Origin of the sequence: Allohahella marinimesophila (assembly GCF_039538005.1) — a bacterium.
Lineage (GTDB): Bacteria > Pseudomonadota > Gammaproteobacteria > Pseudomonadales > Oleiphilaceae > Allohahella > Allohahella marinimesophila.
The window spans coordinates 235744-256881 of sequence record NZ_BAABBO010000011.1; the positions used below are offsets into that span (position 1 = coordinate 235744).

At 55.5% G+C, this 21138-nt stretch carries 18 protein-coding genes; 7 read left to right on the plus strand and 11 right to left on the minus strand.

Annotated elements, in window-relative coordinates; genetic code table 11:
• Positions 1–6: 6 nt before the first annotated feature.
• The 9 genes from ABD735_RS13280 to glpD all read right to left on the minus strand — a co-directional run bounded on the left by ABD735_RS13280 (position 7) and on the right by glpD (position 11144).
• Positions 7–1539, minus strand: coding sequence for a glycosyltransferase family 2 protein (locus tag ABD735_RS13280; RefSeq protein WP_344807184.1), 1533 nt, complete (start codon positions 1537–1539; stop codon positions 7–9).
• A 39-nt stretch (positions 1540–1578) separates the two neighbouring features.
• Positions 1579–2889: a nucleotide sugar dehydrogenase gene (locus ABD735_RS13285; RefSeq protein ID WP_344807186.1), complete on the minus strand. Its 1311-nt coding sequence runs from the start codon at positions 2887–2889 to the stop codon at positions 1579–1581.
• A 535-nt stretch (positions 2890–3424) separates the two neighbouring features.
• On the minus strand, positions 3425–5176 hold the full coding sequence (locus ABD735_RS13290; RefSeq protein ID WP_425548610.1) for an ABC transporter substrate-binding protein: 1752 nt from the start codon (positions 5174–5176) through the stop codon (positions 3425–3427).
• Between the two features lie 68 nt (positions 5177–5244).
• The gene (locus ABD735_RS13295) at positions 5245–5535 is read right to left on the minus strand and encodes a DUF2160 domain-containing protein (RefSeq protein ID WP_344807188.1); all 291 of its coding nucleotides are present in this window, start codon (positions 5533–5535) and stop codon (positions 5245–5247) included.
• On the minus strand, positions 5522–6328 hold the full coding sequence (locus ABD735_RS13300; protein ID WP_344807190.1) for a carbohydrate ABC transporter permease: 807 nt from the start codon (positions 6326–6328) through the stop codon (positions 5522–5524). Before ABD735_RS13300 ends, ABD735_RS13295 begins: the two co-directional genes overlap by 14 nt.
• A complete protein-coding gene (locus tag ABD735_RS13305) occupies positions 6325–7212 on the minus strand; it encodes a carbohydrate ABC transporter permease (RefSeq protein WP_344807192.1) in 888 nt (295 codons plus the stop codon). The genes ABD735_RS13300 and ABD735_RS13305 overlap by 4 nt, the downstream gene beginning before the upstream one ends.
• A 1-nt stretch (position 7213) precedes the next feature.
• Complete coding sequence (locus tag ABD735_RS13310; protein WP_344807194.1) at positions 7214–8302, minus strand: ABC transporter ATP-binding protein; 1089 nt, start codon at positions 8300–8302, stop codon at positions 7214–7216.
• Between the two features lie 4 nt (positions 8303–8306).
• Complete coding sequence (locus ABD735_RS13315) at positions 8307–9506, minus strand: ABC transporter ATP-binding protein (protein ID WP_344807196.1); 1200 nt, start codon at positions 9504–9506, stop codon at positions 8307–8309.
• A 72-nt stretch (positions 9507–9578) separates the two neighbouring features.
• The gene (gene glpD, locus ABD735_RS13320) at positions 9579–11144 is read right to left on the minus strand and encodes a glycerol-3-phosphate dehydrogenase (protein ID WP_344807198.1); all 1566 of its coding nucleotides are present in this window, start codon (positions 11142–11144) and stop codon (positions 9579–9581) included.
• A gap of 109 nt (positions 11145–11253) precedes the next feature.
• Between glpD and ABD735_RS13325 the strand changes: the two genes are divergently transcribed.
• The 3 genes from ABD735_RS13325 to ABD735_RS13335 all read left to right on the plus strand — a co-directional run bounded on the left by ABD735_RS13325 (position 11254) and on the right by ABD735_RS13335 (position 15481).
• Entirely contained in the window at positions 11254–13815 is a 2562-nt protein-coding gene (locus ABD735_RS13325; RefSeq protein WP_344807200.1) for an acyl-CoA dehydrogenase, read from the plus strand.
• Between the two features lie 33 nt (positions 13816–13848).
• On the plus strand, positions 13849–14286 hold the full coding sequence (locus tag ABD735_RS13330) for a host attachment protein (protein WP_344807202.1): 438 nt from the start codon (positions 13849–13851) through the stop codon (positions 14284–14286).
• An 85-nt stretch (positions 14287–14371) separates the two neighbouring features.
• Positions 14372–15481 (plus strand): MBL fold metallo-hydrolase, encoded by a 1110-nt coding sequence (locus ABD735_RS13335; protein WP_344807204.1) that lies wholly within the window; start codon positions 14372–14374, stop codon positions 15479–15481.
• On the opposite strand, the gene ABD735_RS13340 is transcribed toward ABD735_RS13335, so the two are convergent.
• Positions 15464–16363 (minus strand): D-hexose-6-phosphate mutarotase, encoded by a 900-nt coding sequence (locus ABD735_RS13340; RefSeq protein ID WP_344807206.1) that lies wholly within the window; start codon positions 16361–16363, stop codon positions 15464–15466. The genes ABD735_RS13335 and ABD735_RS13340 overlap by 18 nt on opposite strands.
• Positions 16364–16381: 18 nt before the next feature.
• Positions 16382–17416 carry a GGDEF domain-containing protein gene (locus tag ABD735_RS13345; protein ID WP_344807208.1) on the minus strand — a complete coding sequence of 345 codons (1035 nt, stop codon included), beginning with the start codon at positions 17414–17416 and terminating at the stop codon, positions 16382–16384.
• 136 nt (positions 17417–17552) lie between these two features.
• Between ABD735_RS13345 and ABD735_RS13350 the strand changes: the two genes are divergently transcribed.
• The 4 genes from ABD735_RS13350 to ABD735_RS13365 all read left to right on the plus strand — a co-directional run bounded on the left by ABD735_RS13350 (position 17553) and on the right by ABD735_RS13365 (position 21101).
• Complete coding sequence (locus ABD735_RS13350; RefSeq protein ID WP_344807210.1) at positions 17553–18578, plus strand: glycosyltransferase family protein; 1026 nt, start codon at positions 17553–17555, stop codon at positions 18576–18578.
• A complete protein-coding gene (locus ABD735_RS13355; RefSeq protein WP_344807212.1) occupies positions 18568–19320 on the plus strand; it encodes a YrbL family protein in 753 nt (250 codons plus the stop codon). Before ABD735_RS13350 ends, ABD735_RS13355 begins: the two co-directional genes overlap by 11 nt.
• A gap of 2 nt (positions 19321–19322) precedes the next feature.
• Entirely contained in the window at positions 19323–20414 is a 1092-nt protein-coding gene (locus tag ABD735_RS13360) for a glycosyltransferase (RefSeq protein WP_344807214.1), read from the plus strand.
• Between the two features lie 195 nt (positions 20415–20609).
• The gene (locus ABD735_RS13365) at positions 20610–21101 is read left to right on the plus strand and encodes a DUF2505 domain-containing protein (protein WP_344807216.1); all 492 of its coding nucleotides are present in this window, start codon (positions 20610–20612) and stop codon (positions 21099–21101) included.
• The last annotated feature ends 37 nt before the right edge of the window (positions 21102–21138 follow it).

Genomic DNA, 21138 nt, shown 5'->3' on the forward strand with positions numbered 1-21138 from the left:
GCCACCTCATGTCGCTTGAATTGAAATGTCGAGTAACAGGGCAACTGCACCTGCAAAAATTGAAAAAGACGACAGCAGCATTGCCTTCGAAGACACCTTGTTCAGGCGCGCATCGAAACTGACTGTCGACTTGTTCAGCGTCGTTTTCTGCCTGGTCCAGCTCTGCTGATCAAGATGAAACATTGAATAGATCTTCATCGCGGAGCCGACGATCTGGTTGTAATAGAGCATCAGCGGGTAAATCGGTTCGACCGGGTGTCCTGAAAAGACGAACAACAAGGCGACAATCGTGCGCGAAATCGCGACCCAGAGGAGATACACGAGTAGAAACTGAATCGAATACAGCAGTCCGCCTGTCACGCTCACCGTCAGGCCAAGCAGGCAGGTCCACATCGACAGACGCTGGTCATAGAGCACATAGCTGGTGAACAGCCCGAGCCGGCGCAAGCCGAGAGCGCGTGTCGCGCGAAAATTCTGGCGCAGGGAGTTACCGTACCAGCGGTACATCAACTGGCGTGAAGCCTCGAAGAAACTGTCACTGGGCGGGTGCTCGATCGTCAATGTGAGACTGTCGGGGACGTAGAATGTGTCCCAGCCCTGACACATGAGGCTGAACCAGGATGACTTGTCGTCACCAGTCAGAAACTGGAAGCGTCCCAGGCGCCAGTGCTCCAGGAAATCGGCTTCGACGTCCTTGATGAAGTCGGGATGTGTGAGCACTGCTGACCTGAAAAAGGACAACCTGCCGGTCATTGTCAGGACGCGATGTGACAGCGCCATACTGCACATGTTGATATGGCGCTGAGCAAATCGCATCGAATGCCATTGCCTCATGACGCTACTGCCTTCAACTTCGCAGAATTCATTGGTAGTCAGGCCACCTACGTTTGGTAGCCGGGCAAAGCAACTGACAGCCTTGACGATGCACCCGGGTTCCATTCGGGTATCGCCATCGACCACACCAACCACAGCATCCGCAGCAGGCATACAGCGAGACAATGCCCGGAACGCGTGGGCAAGACCATCACGCTTGCCCGTACCCCGTGCGCGAACGAACTTGAGTGTCAGATGATCATGGCCTGCGGCGACGCTGCGAAAGATATCCTCGATAAGCCGCTCGTCTCCACGTTCCACGATTGAGGCAATAATCGTGATGGGCCGTGGAATACCGACACACTCTTCGAACACGGACCGATAAACGTCGTGAGTGGTGTGGACAGGTATGCGGAAGCTTGTGACCACCATGTAGAATTCGGAGGGCAGTGCATCGTCTCCGAGGGCGTCAGTCCGCCTGCGAAAACGGGGGAACGTGATATGCAGAAATATGAGCGCCCTCACGTAGTGAGTAATGGCATTCCCATATCGCCAGACACCGATGACCCCGAGCAGAAAAATGAACTTGCTCGAGTTCGAGTCGACATAGGCAGGGTCAACGGCAGCCGCCAGCAGGAGTATCGTGCCGAAGAGGCAGCCCCAGCCAAACAGCTGAACTGCCAGAGCACGACACCTGGCCGGTGGGCGAGGAGAGGTGAGTTCCATGAGGGATCCGATCTGCTCAGTATCGCGTCCGTCGAACCTCTACCAACATATCCCGAGCTTCTGGCTGCAGCTGACCTTGGTCATGAAGCCGACCAGGTCAATCACCTGCTTGCTGACATCCATAGAGTCTGCAACGGCCCTGAACTCTTCGCTGGCATTACCGAGTACGATCACGTCCGAACCATCCACAACTTCCTGTATGCTTGCCATGAGCATATTGGACACGTGGGGAATTCGCGTTTCGATATATTCCTTGTTGGCGCCGTGAACCCGAGCGTAGTCCACGTTCTTGTCGTAGATCTTGATCTCGTAGCCTTTGCCGAACAGCATTTCCACAAGCTCCACGACCGGACTTTCACGCAGGTCGTCAGTGCCAGCCTTGAAACTGATGCCGAGCACGCCGATGCGACGTTTGCCTGTACCTTCGATGATATTGAAGCCAGAGCTGATATGTGAGCTATTGCTGGGTAACAGCGACTCCAGTAGCGGCAGTTTCAGGTCCCTGTTTCGGCCGAGATACGTTAGCGCACGAACGTCCTTGGGCAGACATGAGCCACCAAATGCGAAGCCTGGACGCATGTAGTAGGGAGAAATGTTTAGTTTCTTGTCCTGACAGACCACTGTCATGACCTCTCGACCATCGACACCCAGCTTTTTCGCGACACTGCCGATTTCATTGGCGAAGGCCACCTTGGTAGCGTGCCAGGCATTGCAGGTATATTTGATCATCTCTGCGACTGAAATGGACTTTCGGATGATCGGCGTATCGAGGAAACCATAAATGCTTTCAAGCAGGTCACCAGAGCGCTGGTCAAACTCTCCGAGGACAGTGATTTCCGGCTCGTAAAAATCTTCGATGGCAGTGCTTTCGCGAAGGAATTCGGGGTTCATGGCCAGACCAAAATCCGGGCCTGCTTTTTTGCCGGAATACTGCTCGAGAATAGGCAGTACCAGGTCCATCACCGTGCCAGGTAACACAGTGCTGCGGATAACAACAAGGTGATAGCCGTCTTTTTCAGCCAGCACTTCTGCGATGTCTCGGCATACGGCCTCGAGATAATGCGTGGCGAGGCTGCCGTTTGGATTACTGGGTGTGCCAACACAGATAAAACTGACGGAGGTCTCGAGCACCGCATTTCTGACGTCGGTAGACGCCCTCAAGCGACCGTTCTCGACGCCCTCGGCTATCATTTCGCCGAGGCCGAGCTCAACGATAGGGGAGCGCCCATTATTGACCAGATCGACCTTCAGCTGACTCACATCGACGCCAATGATTCTGTGTCCGCTGTGTGCCAGGCATGCGCTGCACACTGCGCCTACATAACCTAAACCAAAAATGCTGATATCCATATTCTTCCCCTTCGACTGTTTGCAAGGCAACGAACCGGCTGGCTCGAAGGCATAGGACCTAGGAACTGCTACAACGACATCCTCGATCTGCGAAACCGGGCATTTTTGAATTTTTTTGGCCTCAGTACCGCAGGTCTGTCTGGCCCCAGCCTGAGTAAGACTGCGACGTAGTCGTTAACAATATGTTACAAATTGTGAAATATCGATATATTTTGTAATTTTTTGGGCAACTTTTGTAATTATTTCCAGAAAAGCAATTTCAGGGCCAATAAAAAACGGAGCTTTGATTATTAACGTATTAAATCGCAGGAATTTCTTAGGACTAGGCCGTTTGGGGATAAAAATTTATTTTTCAGCACCGTAGTAGTGCGTTATTTTTCAGGTGCACTGTTCGGGGTAGTGTCTGGCGGTTTTTTGATCAGGCTATTGCTAGAGGGTGTTAGGGGTCGATGTCCAGGCAAAAAAAAGCGCTCCAGGAAGGAGCGCTATCGTTGAGAAAAGCTCAGTGTGAAATCAGGCCCTCAGGGCGACTGATCTACTCGGTCCAGCTTTTCACCAGTTCGTCATAATTGACCGTGACAGGCTTGGGTTTTTCATTATCGAGCTTGGGCTTGGGTGCACCATCCTGCTTCAGCCAATGATCCGCACTCTTCTCTTCGTTCAGTTTTGGACCAAGTTCACCCTGGACACCGGCACGCTCCAGACGTGACAGGACCTTTTCCTGAGCTTCGCACAGCGCGTCCATGGCTTCCTGAGGCGTCTTTGCACCTGACGAAGCATCACCGATATTCTGCCACCAGAGCTGAGCCAGCTTGGGATAGTCAGGTACGTTCGTGCCAGTTGGAGACCACTGGACACGGGCAGGTGAGCGATAGAACTCGACCAGGCCGCCGAGTTTCGGGGCGCGCTCGGTAAAGCTCTCATCCTGAATGGTCGACTCTCGAACGAAGGTCAGGCCTACGTGTGACTTCTTAACGTCGACGGTCTTGGACGTCACGAACTGCGCGTAGAGCCAGGCTGCCTTGGCACGCTCGATCGGAGTTGACTTCATCAGGGTCCATGAGCCGGCATCCTGATAGCCAAGCTTCATGCCTTCCTGCCAGTATGCGCCGCGGGGTGAGGGGGCCATACGCCATTTTGGCGAGCCGTCCTCGTTCACTACAGGAATACCATCCTTGACCATGTCGGCGGTGAAAGCGGTATACCAGAAGATCTGCTGGGCGACATTACCCTGCGCAGGTACTGGACCGGCTTCACCAAACACCATGCCAGCGGCTTCGGGTGGCGCATACTTGTTCAGCCAGTCGATGTATTTCGCGATAGAGTAGACTGCGGCGGGCGAGTTGGTCGCGCCACCTCTGGCCATGCAGGAGCCGGTCGGTTGGCTCTTGTCGTTGACTCGAATCCCCCATTCGTCGACGGGGATGCCGTTGGGGATGCCCTTGTCGCCAGCACCTGCCATGGACAACCAGGCGTCAGTAAAGCGCCATCCCAGTGAGGGGTCCTTCTTGCCGTAATCCATGTGGCCATAGACTTTCTGCCCGTCGATCTCCCGACCTGTAAAAAATTCGGCGATATCTTCATAGGCTGACCAGTTAACCGGTACGCCAAGCTCGTAACCATACTTCTTCTTGAAGTCGGCCTTGTTCTTCTCGTCGTTGAACCAGTCATACCTGAACCAGTACAGGTTCGCGAATTGCTGGGTGGGAAGTTGATAGATCTTGTCATCTGGAGCCGTAGTGAACGAAATGCCCACAAAATCTTCAATGTCCAGCGTTGGCGAAGTGACGTCCTTACCTTCGCCCTTCATCCAGTCAGTCAGATTTCGAACCTGCTGGTAGCGCCAGTGGGTGCCTATCAGATCCGAGTCGTTGACGTAGGCATCGTAAATATTTTCACCAGACTGCATCTGGGTCTGCAGCTTCTCAACGACATCGCCTTCACCGATGAGGTCGTGAGTGATATTGATGCCCGTAATTTTTGTAAAGGCATCAGCGAGCACTTTGGATTCATATTCGTGTGTAGCGATGGTTTCAGAAACGACCTTGATGTCCATGCCCTTGAATGGCTTGGCGGCCTCGATAAACCACTGCATTTCCTTCTTCTGTTCTTCCTTGCTGAGCGAAGACAGCTCACCGATTTCCTTGTTGAGGAAATTCTCGGCGGCCTTCATATCGGCGATCGATGGCGTGGATAATGCCATGCAGATGGCCGCAGGGAGCAGTGCGCGTTTCAATATGCCCTTCTCCGGGCGTCCTTGGGGTTGTTGTGCATGTCGTTCTATCATTGTTGTTATACCTCTGACTTCCTCAGGAACGGGACGCCTGTGACATCCCGGGTTTGACTCTTTCAGTTCTACACATAAACGAATATCAGCACGGCTACGATGCCAGAAAGTCCTGTCGCCCACCAGAGATCAGCGGTCGTCGTCGCCAGCCAGCCAAGATGCACGAAGGCACTGGCCAGCAGTGAGAGGAACAGCCTGTCCCCCCTCGTGGTTTCAAAGCGGAGAATACCGACTCGCGGATTACCGCCTGGACTGAAATACTCCCACACGCTCATGGCAATGATGAGCAGGAGAATAACACCAAAAAATGTGGCCGTGGGCTGGGTCCACGCCATCCATGAGAGGTCAAACTCGTCCAAGTGCAAACCCCTTCGCTATGTAGTTGCGAACAAAGTAGATGACAAGCGCGCCAGGAATGATGGTCAGCGCACCGGCTGCTGCAAGCACGCCCCAGTCGAGTCCTGAGGCACTTACGGTTCGGGTCATCACAGCTGCTATCGGCTTGGCCTCGGTTACGGTGAGGGTACGGGCCAGCAGCAGTTCAACCCAGGAAAACATGAAGCAGAAGAAGGCCGCTACACCGATGCCAGAGCCGATGAGTGGCGTGAATATCTTTACGAAGAAGCGTGGAAACGAATATCCATCGATATAGGCGGTTTCATCGATCTCCTTGGGAATGCCCGACATGAAGCCTTCCAGTATCCAGACCGCCAGCGGAACGTTGAACAGGCAGTGAGCGAGTGCAACTGCGATGTGCGTGTCGATGAGGCCGAAGGCTGAATACAGCTGAAAGAACGGCAGGGCGAATACTGCCGGCGGTGCCATGCGATTAGTCAGCAGCCAGAAGAACAGATGCTTGTCGCCAAGGAAGCGATACCGCGAGAACGCATATGCTGCAGGCAGGGCAACAGCCACCGCAAGTATCGTATTCAGCACCACGTAGATGATCGAGTTGACATAGCCCATGTACCATGACGGGTCAGTCAGGATGTGCTTGTAGTTCGCCAATGTCGGCTCAGCCGGAAATAGCGTAAAACTGTACAGAATTTCCTGGTTGGTCTTGAAGCTCATATTGATGAGCCAGTAGATCGGCAGTAGCAGGAAGATAATGTAGAGCGTCGGCACCAGCCAGCGCAGCGATACCTTCTTCATGACTCATCCCCCTTGAGTGGCTTTTCAGCGTCGTAATTGGTCATGACGGTGTAGAACACCCATGACAGCAGCAGGATAATGAGGAAGTACACCAGTGACATCGCTGCAGCCGGGCCAAGGTCAAACTGGCCGATAGCCATCTTCACCAGATCAATGGAGAGGAAGGTGGTGGAGTTTCCTGGCCCGCCGCCCGTCAGTACGAAGGGCTCGGTGTAGATCATGAAGGAATCCATGAAGCGCAGCAGCACGGCGATCAATAACACGCGGTTCATTTTCGGTAGTTGTATGTAGCGAAAAACCTTCCAGCGTGAAGCGCCATCAATGCGCGCAGCCTGATAGTAGGCGTCCGGAATTGATGACAGGCCTGCGTAGCACAACAGTACGACCAGACTGGTCCAGTGCCAGACATCCATGACCACGATCGTGATCCAGGCGTCGAGCGCGTTGGTGGCGTAGTTGTAGTCGACGCCCAGGCTGGCGAGGGAGTAGCCCAGCAGGCCAATGTCGGCCCGACCGAACACCTGCCAGATAGTACCAACGACGTTCCATGGAATGAGCAGGGGCAGGGCCATGAGCACGAGACAGATCGGTACACCGATACCTTTCTTCGGCATACAGAGCGCTATCATGATACCTAGCGGTACTTCTATGGCGAGTATCAGGAAGGAAAACCCGAGATTGCGCAAGAGCGCATTGTGAAAGCGTTCGGATTGTAAAACATCACTGAACCACTCGGTGCCAGCCCAGAAGAACTGGTTGCCACCGAAGGTATCCTGAACAGAATAATTCACGACCGTCATCAGCGGAATCACTGCGCTCAGCGCGACGAGGATGACTACCGGAATAACGAGAAACCATGCTTTGTTATTGTAGGTTTGCTGCATATTAGCTGCCCTGCGCACTGACAATATGATTGTTCAGATAGACACCAACCTTCTCTGCGTTGAACAGCAGGTCGGCGTCAGCCGGAAGTGACTGGTCCTCTGGAACGAGGCTATTGATGATGGCGCCGCTGTCGTCCCCCTGCAGCGTTGCTCTCACGATTCTGAAGCGTCCAATGTCTTCGACTTCGCGAATCTGGACGGGCAGGCCCTGCCCCCGCTCGACCACACGAATGTATTCGGGCCGGATACCGAGCTCTACCTTGCCGGTCAGAGCCGGGTAGGACTGCGTGAGCATCGTCTCGTGCTGACCGAGCCTTGCACGATTGCCTTCGATGACCGTGGGCAGAATGTTCATGCCGGGTGACCCGATGAAATAGCCGACGAAGGTATGCGCTGGCTTCTCGAACAGCTCTTCAGGCGTGCCGATCTGAACGACTTCGCCTTCATACATGACGACGACCTTGTTGGCGAAGGTGAGCGCTTCGGTCTGATCGTGGGTCACATAGATCATGGTGTGACCGAACTGGGTATGCAGCTCGCGCAGCTTGCTTCTGAGCTGCCACTTGAGATGCGGATCGATCACCGTCAACGGCTCATCGAACAGAATGGCGTTGACGTCGTATCTCACCAGGCCTCGCCCCAGCGAAATTTTCTGTTTGTCATCGGCAGTCAGGTTTCGTGCCTTGCGATCGGCCTTACCTTGAAGCTCGAGGATATCGAGCATCTTATGAACCCGCGTTGCGATCTCATTTTTGGCCAGACCCCTATTGACGAGCGGAAAGGCCAGGTTTTCGCGAACCGTCATGGTGTCGTAGATGACCGGGAACTGGAACACCTGAGCGATGTCGCGCTGCTCCGGCGCCAGTCTCGTCACATCCTTGTCGTTGAACAGTATCTGACCGCGCGAAGGCACCAGCAGGCCGGATATGATGTTGAGCAATGTGGTCTTGCCACAGCCGGATGGGCCGAGCAGGGCGTAGGCGCCACCATCCTCCCAGACATGGTCGATCGATTTCAGTGCGAAATCCTGCGGACCTTTCGGGTCGGGATGATAGCTATGAGCGAGGTTCTTGAGCGTGATGCTGGCCATTGGATTAGTCCGGACTACTAGGCTGGATGGAGGACTGGCGGTCTGCTGTCCCGCGCGCGTGCAGAGCGGCATCTGGAGGGTCGAGAGGTGTCGAACCAGCCTGCCGGGTCTCGACGCCCGCAGCGACAAGAGCGCCATCCAGGCTGAAAATCAGCAACTTGCCGGTAGGAATACGCAATACCATTTCCGCGCCGGGGACGAGATGAACGATGCCGTGCAGCAGGGCTACCAGATGCTGACCACGGTAATCGCAGTGAACGAAGCTTTCAGAGCCGGTTATTTCGAACGTTTTAATAACCACCGGCAGTCTCAGAATAGCCTGCTCTGCAGTCTGGCCGGGGGTTTCGAAAGTGGCATGGTGCGGTCGAATGCCAAGACGATAATTGCCATCCTGCAGGCCCCCAGTGATCGTTCGTTCGGCGAGCTTCGTCAGTATGGCCTCATTGTCTCCGACGCTGACTGTCGATCCTTTGATGACGGCATCGAGCACGTTGAGCGGCGGTTCCGAAAAGGTCTGTGCGGTGATGAGATCTGCCGGGCGGTGGTACACATTGAGGGTCGGGCCGAACTGTGTCAGTCGTCCCTTGCTGAGTGTGGCGGTATTGCCGCCAAGCAGCAGCGCCTCCATCGGCTCCGTAGTGGCGTAGACGAACACGGCACCGGAAGCTGCAAACATGCGAGGCAGTTCGACCCTCAGCTCTTCACGAAGCTTGAAATCCAGGTTTGCCAGTGGTTCGTCGAGGAGGACGAGGTCCGCATCCTTCACCAGAGCGCGGGCGAGGGCTGTGCGTTGCTGCTGTCCTCCGGACAGTTCTTCCGGCTTGCGTTTGAGCATTGATTTGAGCTGAAGAAGCTCTGCGGCCTGTTCCACGCGCTTGTTGATTTCACTCGCATCCATGCCAGCAATGCGCAAGGGTGAGGCGATGTTGTCGTACACGCTAAGGCTGGGATAGTTGATGAATTGCTGGTAGACCATAGCGACCTTGCGCTTCTGGACCGGAACACCAATGACTGATTTGCCATCCATCATGATGTCACCAGAGGAGGGTCTATCGAGGCCGGCCATCAGACGCATCAGACTGGTCTTGCCAGCGAGCGTTGGTCCGAGTAGCACGTTGAGCGTACCGCGTTCCAGCGACATGCTGACATCACGAATATGATCTACGCGGTCAACGGTCTTGCACACCGAGTGCAGTTCGAGCATAAGCTTCTCCGCAAGACGGCAGCCTGCGCTGCCATCCATTTTATTGTTATTGCCAATGGTTCAGAACCATTGCTATCGGACGGCCTGTTCGCTCATGAAGCGTTCAAGCTCGTCAGATTGATCACCTGTCAACGAAAGCCCCAACTTGCTGCGTCGCCAAAGCACGTCATCGGCAACGCGTGCCCATTCGTGTCTCATGAGGTAAACCACCTCTGCGGCAGTCAAAATGCTGCCCGCACCAGCGTCACCGCCAAATTGCTGCCCCAGATCCTCAATACACACGGCGTCGCCCAACACCGTCGACACTCTCGTGCCATAGGCCCGAACGAGACGGCGGCACAATGACTCGACGAGGAACGGGTAGCGACGCTGGGTAAGCCTGACCTGTTCCTCATATCCCGTGGCGGGAAAATCCCCACCTGGCAACACGGCGTCGTGTGTCCAAGACGGGCCCTTGGCTCCGAGCACTTTTTCGATATCTTCCAGAGCTTCCTCGGCAAGACGTCGATACGTGGTCAGTTTCCCACCAAAAATGTTCAGAAGTCGAGCATCTTTTGTCTTTATTTTTTCTTTTTTGTTCGTATTCTTTCCATTTGTATCAGATTTTAACGGGGCAAGTCTAATAACGTAGTCTCGAGTGGCTTCCTGCGCTTTCGAGGCGCCGTCATCGAAAAGTGGGCGGACACCTGAGTAGGTCCATACAATCTGATCCTGGGTCACTGGCTCGCGAAAATACTCCGAGGCGGCACTGCACAGGTAGTCGATCTCCTCCTGACTGATCTTCACCTCGCCGAGATCCCCCTGGTAATCCTTGTCCGTGGTACCGATCAGGGTAAATTCGTTCTCGTATGGAATGGCGAAAATAATTCGATCGTCGGAGTTCTGGAAAATATAAGCCCTGTCGTGCTCGAAAAGTTTCTTCACCACGATGTGGCTGCCCTGAACCAGACGGACCTGTTGTCGACGACCGGGCGTCTGCACATTGAGTACACGGTCTACCCAGGGGCCAGCAGCATTCACTATCATTCTGGCGGTCACCGTCCGGGGCTCGGACTGATCTTTTTCCTGAAGCCGAATGTGCCACAGTGAGTCCTTCTGTTCCAGACCAATACACCGCGTGCGAGTCATAATTCTTGCGCCGCGTTCAGCCGCGTCTCGCGCATTCAGTACCACCAGCCTGGCATCGTTGACCCAGCAGTCAGAGTACTCGAAGGCACGCTGGAATTGTTTTTTGAGGGGTTTGCCGACTTCGTTGGAATCGAGTAGCAGGCTGCGCGTCGCTGGCAGCGCTTCTCGACCACCGATATGATCATAAAGAAATAGCCCGACCCGGAGCAGCCAAGCCGGTCGCAGACCTTCATGGTGGGGGAGAACGAAGCGCAGCGGCCAGATGATGTGGGGTGCGGAGCGCCAGAGCAGCTCGCGTTCCTTCAGTGCCTCGCGAACCAGGCGGAACTCGAAAAATTCCAGGTACCGCAGGCCACCGTGGATAAGCTTCGTAGACCAGGACGAGGTACCGCTTGCGAGATCATTCATTTCACACAGGCCTACCACATAGCCTCGGCCGGCTGCATCCCTGGCGATACCGCAGCCATTGATGCCGCCACCAATCACAAACACGTCGTAGTCGGGGTTCATTTGCTCTCCACTCACTGTATACGATCACCGGCTCATCCACAGGTCGAGCGTCGAGCGTAACCACCCTGACTCTTCCTCACCCCACCCAAATACTTCTGTGGAGATTTCTGTGACTGCGCTGCTACTGATCGTCGGTTTCTTATTCTTGACGCTGATACTCGCCTATTACGGTATCGGCGGTAAAGGCTGGGCTCTCTATCTCACAGCAATCATGGCCCTCCTGACTGTGACCGGGGCGCTCCACCCTGTACTGCTTATTCTGATGTGGATTCCGGTCATCGCTCTGGATCTGCTCGCATTGCTCCCGCCCTTACGCAAGAAGCTGCTGACCACGCCGATAATGCACGCCGTGAAACGGGTTCTGCCGCCACTTTCGCAGACTGAGCGTGAGGCTCTCGAAGCTGGCACGGTTTGCTGGGACGGTGAATTGTTCAGCGGCGTGCCGCAGTGGAAACGGCTCATGGATCTGCCCGCTCCCAAGCTGACCGCTGCCGAGCAGGCCTTTCTGGATGGACCGGTCGAGCAGCTCTGCGAGATGCTGGACGACTGGGAGATTACACAGAATCTCCACGATCTCACGCCAGAGACATGGGCTTTCATAAAGGAAAACAAGTTCTTCGGCATGATCATTCCGAAGCGCTACGGTGGCCTTGGATTCAGTGCCTTCGCGCACTCTCAGGTCGTCATGAAAATTGCGACCCGAAGCGTTACGGCCGGGGTTACGGTCATGGTGCCCAATTCTCTCGGGCCAGCTGAACTGTTGATGCATTATGGTACCAAGGATCAGCAGGACCATTATCTGCCACGCCTGGCGACGGGCGAAGAAGTGCCCTGTTTCGCGTTGACGGGCCCCAAGGCCGGTTCCGACGCAGGCGCGATCCCCGACAAGGGTATCGTCTGCAAGGGCATGCACAACGGAGAGGAGGTGCTTGGCTTCAGGCTTCGCTGGACCAAGCGCTATATTACCTTGTCGCCTGTCGCGACGGTGATCGGTCTGGCCTTCAAGGCCTACGATCCTGATAACCTGCTCGATCCTGAAATTCGCAGACATTGCCACGCCGACGAGGTCGTACCGCCCGGAGCTGACGACGACTACGCCGCAAGCGGGGTAGATTATGTGTCGACTGATGGCGCCCTGGGAGTCACCTGTGCTCTGATTCCGCGGTCTACCGAAGGGGTCAAGGTAGGCGCCCGTCATATGCCGATAGGCGCAGCCTTCATGAACGGACCGCTGTGGGGGGAGGATGTCTTCATTCCGCTGTCTTATGTCATTGGCGGCGAAGACTACATCGGCAAGGGCTGGATGATGCTGATGAACGCCTTGTCTGTCGGCCGGGCGATCTCGTTACCCTCGTTGGCCACTGGCGCGGGCAAGCTGGCCAGCCTGACGACTGGCGCTTATGCCAGGGTGCGTGAGCAGTTCGGTGTGCCCGTGGGGTATTTCGAAGGCGTGGAGGAAGCCATGGCGCCAATCGCCGGCCTGACCTACCTGATGGACAGCGCCCGCAAGACCACCTCCAACTATGTCGATCTGGGCGAGAAGCCAGCGGTGCTGTCGGCTATCCTGAAGTATCACAATACCGAAATGATGCGCAGTGTAATGGGCCACACCATGGATGTTCATGCCGGTCGGGCGGTCATCAAGGGGCCCCGGAATTATATCGCCAGCGTGTACAAGACGATTCCGATCAGCATCACGGTGGAGGGCGCCAATATTCTCACCAGAAGTCTGATGATCTTCGGGCAGGGTGCCATTCGCTGTCATCCATATCTGTTCGAGGAAATGGAAACGGCGACGGCAGGCAATGTCGAGGGCTTCGACGAGGCTTTTTTTGCCCATATGAATCGCAACGTGCAGCTGGTGGCCAGAGCGCTGGTTCATGGGCTCACTGGCGGAATGCTGAGTGAGACCAGAGGCTATGAAGCGACTGATCGTTTCTATCGTGATATCAACCGTTTTGCGGCAGGTTTTGCATTGATTGCCGACTTCAGCCTGCTGCTGCTCGGTGGTGAGCTGAAACGAAAAGAAAAACTGTCTGCGCGACTCGGCGATTGCCTCAGCCACCTCTATCTTGCCTCGACACTGCTCAAGCGCTATCAGGACGATGGCCGCCCAGTCGATGATCTGCCCCTTGTGGAATGGGGCATGGCGCATTGCATGTTCAGCTTCCAGACAGCCTTCTACGCGATTACCGGCAACTTTCCGAATCGCTTCATTGGTTGGACGGTGCGCCAGATGGTGTTCCCGTTTGGTCGTACCCAGAAGCGTCCGGACGACGAGTTGGAACATCGCGTGGTAGCCCTCATGCTAGAGCCGTCGGCTACGCGAAACCGCCTGGTAGACGGGGTCTACAGAAATGAGCGTCCCAATGATCCAACCGGTCGGGTAGAGCATGCCTTTCTACTCAAACTCAAGAGCAAGGACGAGGAAAAGAAAGTCCGCAAGGCCATCAAGTCAGGAGAGATCAATGCCGAGGTCAGTCTGGACGAACTGATACAGCAGGTTCTGGACAAGAAGGTGCTCACATCTGAAGAGGCCGCCCTTTACCGGGAGGCGCAGGCGGCAGCCGATGATGCGATCAAGGTCGATCATTTCTGGCCGGAGGAGGTTGACGACTTCGGGTCGTCCGAAACCGTATCAGGAACTGAAAAGGACAGCGCGCTCGTATAACCGACAGTAAGCGACGAAAACAAAGGAGTCAGTATGCAGACCACGAGATGGGTAGTTGTTGCCAATCGCGAGAAAGCCAAGATCTATCAGCGCAACAAACAGGCGACAGAGATGGAGCTCATCGAGGAACTGGATTGTCCGGATGCAAGATTGCATGAGCAGGAGCTCGCGAATGGTACTTTGGGAGAATCATTCGCGTCCGCCGGGGATGGTCAGCGAACCGTCCGGCCGGTACACACTGAGCATCAGAAGCTGCTTGTCGACTTCGCTGGCGACGTGGCCGAGAAACTGGAAAAAGGGCGCAAGGCACATCTGTTCGAGCATCTCGATGTCATTGCCGATCCCGGATTTCTCGGTGCGCTCCGCGATAAGCTGGCCTCGCCAACCCTGCAGCTCATCGAAAAGGAAGTGAGCAAGAACGTGGTTGACGCCGAGCCGAAGGCCCTGCGAAAGTACCTCGTGGATGCTTGACGCGGCGCCAGACAATTAGCAGATCGTCAGTGACCACAGCCATAGACTTTCTTGGTCCAGGCCGTCATTCAACCAGGAAGCCAATATGGTATTCAGTCGTGAGTCCTCAGTCCACGAGCCTGGCCAGAGCGGGCGTCGTTCGCCCATCTGGCTTCTCCTTGCCAGCGTTCTACTTGTGTCAGCCTGTACCGGAACGGATGAAATGAAGCCAGACGACCTCCCTCCGCATCACACCGCCAAAGGCTTCCGTAACCTTCATATCGAGGATCCCGACAAGACCTTTTTCTCCTTTCTCAGAATGCGCCTTTTCGGTGAAACGAAGTGGGCCGATCATGAGGAGACTGCGGATCAGGTGCCTGTACAGCCCCTGCCACCTGAGCGTCTGGAGGCGGGTCATGATGACACCAGAATCAGCTGGCTGGGACACTCGACCTTCCTCATTCAACGTGGCGGCATCAATATCCTGACCGATCCAGTGTTCAGTGACCGTGCGTCGCCATTGAGTTTCGCCGGGCCGGCACGCTACATAGCACATGTCATCGACTACAGTGAGCTGCCAAAAATCGATTACGTAGTCATCAGTCACAACCATTACGACCATCTGGACGAACGGGCCGTGAGTCAGCTTGCAGAGCGCACCAGCGACAGCACGGTTTTTCTCGTGCCGCTAGGTCTCGGCAGCTGGATGACCGATGCTGTTGTGGATGCCGACAAGGTTCGCGAAATGGATTGGTGGGAGCAGACTGATTTCGGCAAGCTCTCGATTCAGGCGCAGCCATCACAGCACTGGTCTGCACGATCGCTGTTCGACAAGATGGAAAGCCTGTGGGCGAGCTGGCTGATCGATTTCGATGGCCACACCATCTGGTTCGCCGGCGACACCGGCTATAACGACAAGCAATTCAAGGAGATCGCCGAGCGTAGCCCGCCTATCAGGCTTGCGCTCATTCCTATCGGAGCCTACTCACCGCGCTGGTTCATGAAGTACTACCACGTCAACCCCGAGGAGGCCGTGTTGATGCATCAGGATCTGAAAGCCCAGCAGAGCATTGGCATGCACTGGGGCACCTTTCCGCTGACCGCAGAACCGCCGATGGAGCCGCTGCAGCGCCTGAAGGACGCAAGAGCTGCCGCAGGTATAGACGCGGAGACCTTCGGCACCATGGCGGTAGGCGAATCAAGAATCGTCAGATGAGGTCGACGTGATGGTCAGCTGCAGGCTCGACTGTTCGCCAGGCGCCACGGTAAAGACATCGTCGAGCACCCGCGCAGTTTCGATACACACCATGCTTCGGTAGCTTTCTGGTCCGAATTGCGACAGCCGCTGACTCTTGTCGATCCACGGGTTCCACACCACGGTCGATCGACTACCGGGGGCGTTCAGTCTGATGCGCCGTCGCCAGCCTCTGTCGACCAGTGTCAGTTCAGGCGGGGTGTCCTGGTAGAGCCGGTCAGTCTCCTCGGAGAACGCTACCGAACCCGCCTGTTGATGTTGTGACCAGTTCGACAGGGCATCCACGTAATGGCAGCTGTCCAGACCATCGATATTGACTGCATCGATATCGCTCACCGGGAAATAGCTGTGTAAGGCCATACTGAGCGTGAAGGCAGTCCCGCCGGTGTTTTCGGTGATGAGTTCACAACTCAATTGGGTGCCGAAGCGATAACGAGCGCTCAACGCAATGCCATCTGGCGCCGATTCCAGGACCAGGCAGATCTCAGTGAATTCGTCGTGCTCATCGGCGCTCTGTAGTACCCAGTTGGCCGAGCGGGCGATACCATGGGCTTGAGTGGCTTGCCCTCCGATCAGGCCGGCAATGGACGCCTGAACTGCCGGCGGGTTCTTTCGAAGATCGCCGAACCATGGCCAGCAGACAGGTATGCCTTGGCGAAGAGGCTCTCCAGGCGCCCACACCAGGTCCGGATTGTGCCAGAGCACGGGCCGCTCGCCAGTTGGCTGAAACGACATGACCTGACCACCGAGCAGCGACACCAGCGCAGTGCACTCCCGCCGCCTGATTTGCAGGGCGGCGACACCATTGAAACTTGTTTTATTGATACTGAACAGATCAGACATTCAGACCCTCTGTCTTTGTTATGAATTGGCTTGCTCAATATCTTCGAACATGACGACCTGATTGCGTCCGCCGGCTTTGGCTGCATAGAGCGCCTTGTCTGCCCGCTGAATCCAGCGCTCTGCGTCATCGTTCGGACGCAGCAGGGAAGCGCCTATCGACACGGTTATTGGCGCATTATCTGCGGGAGATTTCAGCTCATCAGCAACAAGACGGCACAATACGGTGGCGACATGAAGCATGTTGTCGTGTTGCACATTGGCCAGTACGAGTACAAATTCCTCACCGCCATATCGAAACAGCCGATCTTCCTTGCGCAGTGACTCGCTCATCAATTCAGTAAAGTCCTTGAGCGCGGCATCCCCTGCATCATGACCGGCGGTATCGTTGACATGCTTGAAATGGTCGAGGTCGAGCAAAAGCAGACCGAAAGGTATGCCAAAGCGCTGATAATGGGCAAATACCAGCTCAAGCTCCTGGTCCAGCGCGCGCCGATTTCCAATGCCTGTGAGCGAGTCAGTCAGTGAAGTCTGCTCGAGCCAGCTCCGCTGCATATCGCTTCTGTATATGATGATGAAGGTAAAGCCGAACGTTGCCAAAGCGGACATGACGAAAGGAATGGTCTCATCATAAGTCGACAGCTCGCTCAGGAACAGTACCATGCCCATGGCTACGACGTTCAGCAAAAGTGCCCACTTGGCCCGCAGCATGCCGAAGTTGAACACCACCATCGCAAAGTACCAGTAGAGCCCCGGCGCACCGAGGCTCGGTATCATCACCACGAGGCCGCCGCTGACCATGAGTGCCAACACCACCGCAGGCGGTTCTATGTTGTCCGTCATCCAGGCGTAAATTGCCGCCCCCGTTACTGTCAGCATCAGGATGAGGTCGACGATGGCGACGAAAATATTCCCCGAAAAAAGGCGGAAAAGAATGATCGGCCCGATACCCACGAAGGCAAACACGCTCAGGCCCATGATGAGTGACAGCTTGTAGTTGCTCTGCAAACGCCGCTTGACGCCCTGGAATCGGCTGGTCTCTGTACCTGTTATCATTGTTTTTGCGAACTCTCCACGAGACGTGCTGACTATACAGTATAGCCGAGACGCCTGTTCTCACAGCCAAGCTGGTTGTCACCTGCCGCTTTACTGAGGCATCCTAGAGGCAATTCGGCCGTATAGATCTCATTGCATGCGAATTCTCCATATTGCTCATCAACAACTTCGAAAGTATGGGCACCTGCGGGTGAGCTGGGCTCAGAAACTGTATTTTGGTCTGATCCGCAATGGCTGGCTGGTGCAGTCTTTCAGCGAGCGTGACGTCGCAGCATTTGAAGCACCTTTTGGAATACGAGACCTTGGCCACAAGAAGGCCAACAAGCGTCTGCTGCAGACGATTGAGGCCTTCGAGCCGGACCTCATCATAATCGGCCACGCCGACATCATTACCAACGAAACGCTTGAGCAGGCCAGGGTATTGCGGCCAGGTCTCGTGATTGCAGGTTGTAATAACGATCCGTTGTTCGTGCCAGTAAATGCCGAGAAGATCAGGCACCGATGCAAGGTGGTAGATGCGATGTTCGTGTCTACCGGTGAACGTGAATTGCAGCAGTTTTCTGGAGATCGCGCGCGGCTCTGGCATATGCCCAACCCGGTCGACGAAGCGATCGATGTCTACGATGCTTCCAGCAGGAGCGCACTCGTCAACGATCTCGTGTTCTGCAGTAAGGAAACGGCGCATACCCAGCGCGGAGCGGTAGTGAAATATCTGCTGGATCATCTACCGGATGATTTCAGCTTTCTCACGCCGGGTAGTTTCGGTGAGCCTGGTGTGTGGGGGCGGGACTACGAACGAGTGCTGGCTGAAAGCAAGATGGGGCTGAACCTTAATCGCCAGGAGGGGCTGCACTGGTATTCCTCTGCACGCATGGCGCAGCTGGCCGGCAACGGGCTGCTCACCTTCACCCATGGCAGCGGCGATTTCCAGTCACTGTTTCCTGAAGAAACACTGGTGTATTTCAATTCGCGGGAAGAACTGCTGCAAAAGCTGATCGAGTTTCATCGGGATGACGCGAAAAGGCGTGACTGGGCAGCGCGGACCCGACAGTTTTTCCACGCGCATATCAACAGTAATCTCTACGCCAGCTACATTGTGGAAGCCGCCATGCAGCGCCCGCTGTCTCACGACTACGTCTGGCATGGTCAACATGAACGATAGCCCGACGCCGATGCCGAAACTCGATCTAGGCCCTGAAGACAATGCCTTTGCCCAGGGCGGCAACAGGCTGTGCTTCATTCATCCAGATGATCCCGTGAAATGTGTGAAGACGCTGCGCAAGGATCGGCTGCCCGAGCTCAAGCAGAAAGAGAAGGGTCTGAAGGGGCGACTGAGAAAACGCTCCTCTTTCGACGATAATCAGCAGGAGTACTCTACCTTCCTGCGTATCGCTGATCTCTACGGGCCCTCAGCCCTGAAGTTTATTCCACGCTGTTACGGCATGGTGGCTACCAATCACGGCCCAGGGTTGGTCACCGATCTCATTCGCGACTTCGATGGGGCTATCAGCATGACCTTGAAACAGTATGTCTGGATCCATGGCGACACCCCTCGGGTCAAGAACTGCATCGCTGCGTTTCAGCAGAGCTGGGAAAGTATCGGTCTGCCTTCTAGAAATCTGCTATTGCACAACATCGTGGTGCAGCTTTCAGCGCCAGATGTGATCTGTCGACTCGTGGTCATCGATGGTCTGGGATGGGCCGATGTACTGCCTTTTGGTTGGTGGTCCCGGACGCTGGCTCGTGCAAAAGCCGCCCGTAAGGCCGAGCGGCTGAACGAGGCCATAGAGGCGCTTCTCGACATCAGGCGTACCAACGGGGAATGGGGCTATCACGGCTGGATGGAGCCAGCACAGCGCTACGCTGGCGTCGGTGAAAGGCCGGCAAGCGAGCAGGAGAAGTGACAGTGAGTGGTCAGCAGGGTCGGATGCGCGTAGCTCAGGTATTGGCTGGAGCGCCTATCGGTGGCGCAGAAAATTTCTACACTCGCCTGGTATGTGCTCTGCAGACCGACGCCCAGCTGGATCAATGCGCCTTTACTCGCAGTAACGATTATAGGGAAGCGCAACTGGCTGCAGCTGGCGTGCCCGTGAGCCTGCATCGGCTCGGAGGCAAACTGGACCTGCTGGGGCATCGACAATATCGAAAGGCGCTGATCGACTGGCGCCCGGATATCGTCGCTACCTATATGAATCGCGCTTCAGGCCTGACGCCAAACAGCCGAAGTGGCTTCGACCCCAATGCCTCGCCAGATTCTGGTCAGGACTACACCCTGGTGGCGCGGCTTGGGCATTATTATGATCTCAAATACTATCGCCATTGCGACTACTGGATCGGTATCGCCAAGGGTATCTGCCAACATATGATTGATGGCGGGTTTCCGGCTGAACGGGTTTTTCATATTCCCAATTTCGTCGACGAGACATTGGTCCCGGCGCTGGATCGGCAGTCCCTCGATGCGGACGGTGGCCAGCCGGTTCTGCTGGCAGTGGGCCGGCTGCATGTGAACAAGGGTTTCGATACCCTGATCAGGGCACTGCAAGACGTGCCCGGAGTCATGCTCTGGTTGGCGGGCGACGGGCCTGAGCGCCTGTCGCTGGAAGCGCTGACCGCAGAGCTCAATCTGACTAATCGGGTACGCTTTCTCGGTTGGCGAAGAGACATCAATGCATTGATGCGAACGGCAGATGTCTTCGTATGCCCGTCCCGACACGAGGGGCTTGGTAGCATCATCGGTGAGGCCTGGTTCAACCGCGTACCCATTGCTGCCACGCGATCGCAAGGCCCATCAGAACTGATTGAACATGGCCGAACCGGATTGTTGAGTGATATCGATGATATTGATGCGCTGGCCAGCCATCTCAGACAGTTGTTCGAGCAGCCGGCTCTCCGTCAGACCCTGGTCGAAGCCGGGGCTGAGGAGTACGACAGGTACTATGCCAGGTCGATCGTCACGAAACAGTACAGTGAGTTATATCGCCGCCTCAGAGATCGTTAGAGAGTTGTGCCTAGCCAGAGCCATAGCCTGCCGGTGTCGACCTTGCCAGCGTTGTCGTCTTCAGCTGAATAGGTGACAGCCAGGTGTGCTTGCGCCAGCGCAGTCGCAACGGCACTATGTTCAGCCGCAACCAACAGCTTTGGTCTGGCGGCGAAGATAACCTCAGAAAAATGAAAAATCGAAAAGGAATGGATGATGAGTCAGTCGAGGAAAGCGGTTTACCCCTTCAGTGTTGAGACTGCGATGCAGTATTTCACGGATGCAGACTATACGCGCACTAAGTACGCGGCGCTTGGTGCAGAAGATGTGAATCTCAAGCCAGTCGAAAAGTCCGGCAGCACGGTCATCGTGTCCAATGAGCGTTCAGTGCCGGTTGAAGTACCGTCCTTCGCGAAGAAGTTCATCAGCCCCATGAGCAAGGTCTCGCAGAAAGATACCTATGAGACCAGTGGCCAGGGTTATCAGGGTAACTGGCGCATAGACATGAAAGGAGCGCCTGTAGTGGCCTCGGGTAAGATCAGTCTCATGCCGACCGCTGACGGCAAGGGTTGCGAGCATGAAGTCAGTGCGGATATCGACGTGTCGGTGCCGCTGGTAGGCAAGAAGATTGCAGCGGCGCTGATTGGCGACACACTGGATGCCATCGAAGCAGAGCTCGCTTACAACAAGGCGAATATTCCTGCCTGATGGCGGCGGTCAGGCTATTGACCGGCAATGAGAAGAG

Bases quoted from the DNA above. Each gene is read 5' to 3' on its own strand.
- ABD735_RS13280 (WP_344807184.1), bottom strand. From the start codon at position 1,539: ATGGAACTCACCTCTCCTCGCCCACCGGCCAGGTGTCGTGCTCTGGCA.
- ABD735_RS13335 (WP_344807204.1), top strand. From the start codon at position 14,372: ATGGTATTCAGTCGTGAGTCCTCAGTCCACGAGCCTGGCCAGAGCGGG.
- ABD735_RS13365 (WP_344807216.1), top strand. From the start codon at position 20,610: ATGAGTCAGTCGAGGAAAGCGGTTTACCCCTTCAGTGTTGAGACTGCG.
- ABD735_RS13330 (WP_344807202.1), top strand. From the start codon at position 13,849: ATGCAGACCACGAGATGGGTAGTTGTTGCCAATCGCGAGAAAGCCAAG.
- ABD735_RS13285 (WP_344807186.1), bottom strand. From the start codon at position 2,889: ATGGATATCAGCATTTTTGGTTTAGGTTATGTAGGCGCAGTGTGCAGC.
- ABD735_RS13340 (WP_344807206.1), bottom strand. From the start codon at position 16,363: ATGTCTGATCTGTTCAGTATCAATAAAACAAGTTTCAATGGTGTCGCC.
- ABD735_RS13290 (WP_425548610.1), bottom strand. From the start codon at position 5,176: ATGATAGAACGACATGCACAACAACCCCAAGGACGCCCGGAGAAGGGC.
- ABD735_RS13350 (WP_344807210.1), top strand. From the start codon at position 17,553: ATGCGAATTCTCCATATTGCTCATCAACAACTTCGAAAGTATGGGCAC.
- ABD735_RS13345 (WP_344807208.1), bottom strand. From the start codon at position 17,416: ATGATAACAGGTACAGAGACCAGCCGATTCCAGGGCGTCAAGCGGCGT.
- ABD735_RS13300 (WP_344807190.1), bottom strand. From the start codon at position 6,328: ATGAAGAAGGTATCGCTGCGCTGGCTGGTGCCGACGCTCTACATTATC.
- ABD735_RS13305 (WP_344807192.1), bottom strand. From the start codon at position 7,212: ATGCAGCAAACCTACAATAACAAAGCATGGTTTCTCGTTATTCCGGTA.
- ABD735_RS13310 (WP_344807194.1), bottom strand. From the start codon at position 8,302: ATGGCCAGCATCACGCTCAAGAACCTCGCTCATAGCTATCATCCCGAC.
- ABD735_RS13315 (WP_344807196.1), bottom strand. From the start codon at position 9,506: ATGCTCGAACTGCACTCGGTGTGCAAGACCGTTGACCGCGTAGATCAT.
- glpD (WP_344807198.1), bottom strand. From the start codon at position 11,144: ATGAACCCCGACTACGACGTGTTTGTGATTGGTGGCGGCATCAATGGC.
- ABD735_RS13355 (WP_344807212.1), top strand. From the start codon at position 18,568: ATGAACGATAGCCCGACGCCGATGCCGAAACTCGATCTAGGCCCTGAA.